A 6,683-nucleotide genomic window follows, 5' to 3' on the forward strand; every position below is an offset into this window, starting at 1 on the left:
GCTCTTTCACTTCGCTCATTAAATAGTGTGGAATAAAGGTAAAATAAACGCCGGTGCCACCCGTTTCGCGCCGGCGAATGGTAACTTCACCACCCAAGTGGCGGGCGCGCTCGCGGATAATTGCTAAGCCATAATGGTTAAGCTTTTGCGGGTCTTCCGGAATACCTATGCCATCATCTTCAACCGCGAGCTGAACTTCTGCAGTATCAACTTGCGTAATACGAATCGTAACATTCTTGCCTTCGCTATGGTGCATCGCATTTTGCGTAGCTTCGCGAATCATTTGCAGTAAATGAATTTCTTCATGCGGTTCCAACGGGATATCGGCAATACGATAATCTAAATTAATTAGTAAGCTCGTTTGTTTTTGCAGCTGTAACACGGTTTCTTCTAATGCATTGAGCAAGCCATCGCCATCTACTTTCAGGCGGAATGTGGTTAATAGTTCGCGTAATTGCCGATACGCTGAATCTAGGCCCTGTTTCAATTCGTTAGAAACATCCGCAATAATATCTTGGCGCTCAATGGCAATTGCTTTGTTTAACCGGGTTACTTGAATCTTTAAATACGAAAGTGCTTGGGCGAGTGAATCATGCAATTCGCGGGCAATAACTGTGCGTTCGTTCACCATGGCTAAGCGGCGAGCTTGGTCTTCTTCGGCTTTTAAACTGAGCGCTAAAGCAAGCTGATCCGATACTGATTTCATCAGTTTCTGCTGCCACTCATGCATGCTCTCATTCACCTTACAGCGCGCAACCAACACTCCGAAACGTTTATTATCTCGGCTTAATGGGTAGTAATACGAACGCACGCCCTCTACTACCGCTACTACTTCATCGCGGCGCACACATTCCGCGCAATTGCTGGCATGACATGGGTCTTTTGCCGATTGCTCAGATTGAAACTGTAAGTAGGGAGCATTGCCATCATTGGTGAGTAAACATAACTCGAGATCATCGAGCCCCAATACATCGCGGAGCTTCACCGTAGTGTCTTTGAAATCATGATAATTCAGCGAATGCTCGTTGATACGAGTGGAAATATCATACAGCAACTGCAAGGTAATATGGCTGCGCCGTAATTGTGAAGTTTGCTCACTCACTCGCGTTTCTAAACGGCCGTACATAAAACCAATGGTATCGCTCATTTTATTAATGGTGTTGGCCAAAGTGCCGAGCTCATCATTTTTATTGGCTAAGTTTGCCCGAGCCGTAAAATCACCCTCTCCAATTTGCTTGGCCACTTGTTGGAGTTTTGCAAGGGGCAGTTCAAAGCGCACACGTAGCCAGTGCAATACAATAATGGTGAGTATCACTGTTAAGAACAACGCAATCACTAACACGAGGCGTAACGCACCCACGGTTTTTTCCGCATCAAGCTGAATGAGCATTACTAGCTCATCGATAAAGGCAACCTGAGTACTCAGTTGGCTATAGAATAGGTCTGAACGAAAATCACCACTACGAATATCTTGCTCAATCGCTACCCAGTTAGCTTGGGCTTCGCGAAAGTGGCGATAAATATCGGCATCAGCGTGGGCAAAACGGCGAAATGCAGAATGGTTCCACGAGGTGTTTATGGCCTGCACAGATTCAGCTAAACGTACTTCATCATTGCGGGCTGCTAAAATCGCCACATGATAGGTTTGATAGCGTAATGATCCCGCCACGTTTAGTGCTTCCGGATCGCGATTCACTTGTTCCGAAAGCCAATAGCTAATTAGCAAAGTAATCAGGGATAAACTCACGATCGCAAAGAGCGCGAGGCTAATACTGCCCGCTAATGATGATTTGCGCTGTTTCACGTTGAATACCCCTTTTTATCTGAGCTTTAAACCTAGCTATAACACTGGCCTAATCTCAATCTTCAATAGCCTTTATTATCAACGATTTACTCGTTAAACACGAATACCTATATAGGAGTACTTGTAGTAAAAGTACGCGAATACCCCCACTGGCTGCATTGATACAGATCAAGCACAATTTACCCACATTACCATAATGTTCGCTTGAACTATGAATGCAGTAGCTGGACGGGAGTCTGAAAAAATGAGTCATTTACTCGATAAACTGCGCTTCTTCAATCTAAAGAAAGAACCCTTCTCGAATGGGCATGGGGTTGTTACGAATGAAGATCGCACCTGGGAACAAGGTTATCGCCAGCGGTGGCAGCACGATAAAGTAGTACGTTCTACACACGGTGTAAACTGTACAGGCTCGTGTAGCTGGAAAATTTACGTAAAAGACGGTTTGGTAACTTGGGAAACCCAGCAAACGGATTACCCGCGCACTCGGCCTGATCTTCCAAACCATGAACCACGTGGTTGCCCGCGTGGCGCAAGCTATTCTTGGTATATCTACAGTGCTAATCGCCTGAAGTACCCGAAAATGCGCCAGCAATTAATGCAGTTATGGCGTGAAGCAAAACAAGAATACAGTGATCCAGTACTGGCGTGGGAATCCATTGTAAACGATCCAGTGAAAGCAAAAAGTTACAAAGAACGCCGTGGTTTAGGTGGCTTTGTGCGCGCTTCTTGGGATGAAGTGAATGAACTGATTGCCGCTTCTAATGTGTACACCACGAAAACCTATGGCCCAGATCGGGTAACAGGATTTTCTCCTATTCCAGCTATGTCGATGGTTTCTTATGCCGCTGGAGCCCGATATTTATCACTCATTGGCGCTAACTGCCTCAGTTTTTACGATTGGTATTGTGATCTTCCACCGGCATCGCCGCAGGTTTGGGGCGAACAAACAGACGTGCCGGAATCGGCTGATTGGTATAACTCGAATTACATCATCGTTTGGGGATCAAACGTGCCACAAACCCGTACTCCAGACGCTCACTTCTTAACTGAAGTTCGTTATAAGGGTACCAAAACCTGCGTAATCACTTCTGATTACTCTGAAGCCTCTAAGTTTGGTGATACCTGGTTGGCACCTCGCCAGGGCACCGATGCGGCATTAGCAATGGCATTTGGCCACGTGATTTTGAAAGAATTCCACGTTGACCAACCAAGTGAATACTTCACCGATTACGTACGCCGTTATACCGATATGCCAATGTTGGTAATGCTTGAAGAAGAGAATGGCCGCCTTACCCAAGGGCGCTTCCTGCGTGCTGCAGATTTGGTAGACAACTTGGGTGAAGAAAATAACCCAGATTGGAAAACCATTGCGATGAACCGTGACGGTGATCGTTTGGTGAGCCCGAATGGCGCCATTGGCTATCGCTGGGGCCAAAAAGGCAAATGGAACCTTGAACAGAAAGACAATCAAGGTGATGTTGATTTACACCTTTCTTTGAAAGATAACGCCGATGAAATGGCCGATGTTGCCTTCCCATACTTTGGCGGTAAACCGCATGAGTATGAATACTTTCAGCATACTGAGCATGATGAAATTCAAATGCGCAAAGTGCCATCCAAGCGCGTGCAGCTTGCAGATGGTAGCAGCGTATTAGTAGCTACCGTATTTGATTTAATGCTTGCTAACTATGGTGTTGATAACGGCGTAAACGATCCAAATCGTGCGCAAAGCTATGATGATAGCGTGCCGTACACGCCAGCATGGCAAGAAGCGATTACTGGGGTGAACCCGAAAGATGTGATTCGTGTGGCTCGAGAATTTGGCCGCAACGCGGACAAAACTAAAGGCCGTTCGATGATTATTGTGGGTGCTGCCATTAACCACTGGTATCACATGGACATGAGCTATCGTGGCTTAATTAACATGCTCATGATGTGTGGCTGTATCGGCCAAAGTGGCGGTGGCTGGGCGCACTACGTAGGGCAAGAGAAGCTGCGGCCACAAACTGGCTGGGCACCATTAGCCTTTGGTTTGGATTGGCAGCGTCCACCCCGCCATATGAATGGTACTTCGTTCTTCTATAACCACTCGAGCCAGTGGCGCTACGAGAAATTAGAAATGACCGAAGTTGTGTCACCGCTTGCGAACCCGAATAAGTGGAAATCAAGCATTATTGATTACAACACCCGCGCCGAACGTATGGGCTGGTTGCCAAGTGCGCCGCAATTAGGCACAAACCCGCTAGGTATTAAAGCTGCGGCTGATAACGCGGGTATGGACGTAAAATCCTACGTTGTAGATCAGTTAAAAGAAGGCAGCCTGAAGTTTGCCTGTGAGCAACCTGAAAGCCCGAAAAACTTTCCGCGCAATATGTTTATTTGGCGTTCAAACTTGCTCGGTTCTTCCGGTAAGGGCCATGAGTACATGCTGAAGCATTTACTAGGTACCAAGCATGGTTTGCTCGGTAAAGACCTAGGCAGCTTTGGCGGCACTAAGCCTGAAGATGTGGAGTGGGAAGATGAAGGTGCAGAAGGCAAGGTAGATCTTTGGGTAACCCTCGATTTCCGTATGTCTACTACCTGTTTGTACTCAGATATCGTGTTGCCAACAGCAACTTGGTATGAAAAAGACGACATGAACACATCGGATATGCATCCGTTTATTCACCCGCTTACGGCCGCCATTGATCCAGTATGGGAAGCACGCAGCGATTGGGACATTTTCAAAGGTATAGCGAAAGAGTTCTCGCGTGTTTGTGTAGGCCATTTAGGTGTTGAAAACGATGTGGTTACAGTGCCTATGCAGCACGATACACCGAACGAGCTAGCCCAACCATACGGCGTAAAAGCTTGGTGGAAAGGGGAGTGCGAAGCTATTCCTGGACAAACCATGCCGAACATTGTGGAAGTAGAGCGTGATTATCCGAACATGTATCACCGCTTCACTTCGCTTGGCCCACTTATGGATAAGCTTGGCAATGGTGGTAAGGGAATTAATTGGAACACGCAAGATGAAGTGGATTTCCTAGGCAAGCTTAATCGCACCCACGTAGAAGAGGGAGCGAATAAGGGTAGGCCGAAGATTGAATCTGCTATTGATGCGTGTGAGGTAATTCTCTCGCTAGCGCCAGAAACGAATGGCCAAGTGGCAGTGAAAGCTTGGAGTGCATTAGGTGAGTTAACTGGGCGCGATCATACCCATTTAGCCAAGCCGAAAGAAGACGAGAAAATTCGCTTCAGTGACATCGTAGCACAGCCACGCAAAATCATCTCGTCGCCTACTTGGTCTGGCTTAGAAGATGAACATGTATCGTATAACGCAGGTTATACCAATGTGCATGAGTTGATTCCATGGCGCACCATTACCGGCCGCCAACAGTTCTATCAAGATCATGAATGGATGCGAGATTTCGGTGAAACCTTATGTGTGTACAAGCCACCGATTAACTTAAAAACCGTAGAGCCAATTTTGAATAAGCAGCCCAACGGCAATAAAGAAATCGTGTTGAACTGGATTACACCGCATCAGAAGTGGGGTATTCACAGCACATACTCAGATAACTTACTTATGCTCACGTTATCGCGCGGCGGGCCGATTGTGTGGCTGAGTGAAATAGATGCCAAAGCTGCGGGTATTGAAGATAACGATTGGATCGAAATCTTTAACGTGAACGGTTCTATTTCTGCGCGAGCGGTAGTTTCACAGCGTGTTCCTGAGGGGATGAGCATGATGTACCACGCACAAGAGCGCATTGTGAATGTTCCTGGTTCAGAAATGACCGGTACTCGCGGTGGTATTCATAACTCGGTAACGCGAGCGGTAATGAAGCCAACCCATATGATTGGTGGCTATGCGCAGCAAAGCTACGGCTTTAACTACTACGGAACCGTAGGCTGTAACCGCGATGAGTTCGTTATCGTGCGCAAGATGGACAAAGTTGATTGGTTGGATACTGAGTAGTGGGCAGGGTAAGCAGCCTCGAACGAGGCTGCTTACGCCACACATAAATCTTGTACCACGGTAGCAGCAGATTTAGGAATACGATTATGAAAGTTAGAGCTCAGATTGGCATGGTGTTAAACCTGGACAAGTGTATCGGTTGCCACACTTGCTCCATCACCTGTAAGAATGTCTGGACCTCACGCGAAGGGGTGGAATATGCATGGTTCAACAATGTTGAAAGTAAACCAGGCGAAGGCTTCCCGAAAGAGTGGGAAAACCAAGAAAAGTGGAATGGTGGCTGGGAACGCACGAAGAAAGGCAAGCTGCAGCTAAAAATGGGCGGCAAGCTGCGTATTTTAGCAAATATCTTTGCGAACCCCGATTTGCCACAAATCGATGATTACTATGAGCCATTTGATTTCGATTACCAGCACTTGCATAACGTTGGCGATACCAAGCACCAGCCGGTAGCGCGGCCACGTTCACTGATTAGTGGCAAGCGTATGGAGAAAATAGAGTGGGGCCCAAACTGGGAAGAAATTCTTGGCACAGAGTTCGCTAAGCGTAAGAAAGATGTGAATTTCAATGAAGTGGTGCAAAAAGACATTTATGGACAGTTTGAAAAAACCTTCATGATGTATTTACCACGGTTGTGCGAACACTGTTTGAACCCAGCTTGCGTAGCAGCTTGCCCTTCCGGTGCAATTTATAAGCGCGAAGAAGATGGCATTGTTTTGATTGATCAAGATAAGTGCCGGGGCTGGCGCATGTGTGTATCGGGCTGCCCTTACAAAAAGATTTACTACAACTGGAAAACGGGCAAATCGGAAAAATGCACATTCTGTTATCCACGGATTGAAGCGGGCCAACCCACTACATGTTCAGAAACATGTGTAGGGCGTATTCGCTACTTAGGTGTGCTGTTATATGACG

At 46.9% G+C, this 6,683-nt stretch carries 3 protein-coding genes; 2 read left to right on the plus strand and 1 reads right to left on the minus strand.

What is annotated here, in order from left to right; genetic code table 11:
- The coding region (locus ACNA7P_RS10710) for an ATP-binding protein (RefSeq protein ID WP_416258622.1) at positions 1-1,804 on the minus strand (1,804 nt) is incomplete at its 3' end.
- A 244-nt stretch (positions 1,805-2,048) separates the two neighbouring features.
- Here ACNA7P_RS10710 and ACNA7P_RS10715 point away from each other — a divergent pair.
- Both ACNA7P_RS10715 and narH read left to right on the plus strand, forming a co-directional pair.
- Positions 2,049-5,768 (plus strand): nitrate reductase subunit alpha, encoded by a 3,720-nt coding sequence (locus ACNA7P_RS10715; protein ID WP_416258623.1) that lies wholly within the window; start codon positions 2,049-2,051, stop codon positions 5,766-5,768.
- 86 nt (positions 5,769-5,854) lie between these two features.
- Positions 5,855-6,683 (plus strand): nitrate reductase subunit beta (narH, locus tag ACNA7P_RS10720; protein ID WP_416258624.1); only part of this gene is annotated, 829 nt, incomplete at its 3' end.

The organism is Aliidiomarina sp. (assembly GCF_047920995.1).
GTDB lineage: Bacteria > Pseudomonadota > Gammaproteobacteria > Enterobacterales > Alteromonadaceae > Aliidiomarina.

Bases quoted from the DNA above. Each gene is read 5' to 3' on its own strand.
- ACNA7P_RS10715 (WP_416258623.1), top strand. From the start codon at position 2,049: ATGAGTCATTTACTCGATAAACTGCGCTTCTTCAATCTAAAGAAAGAA.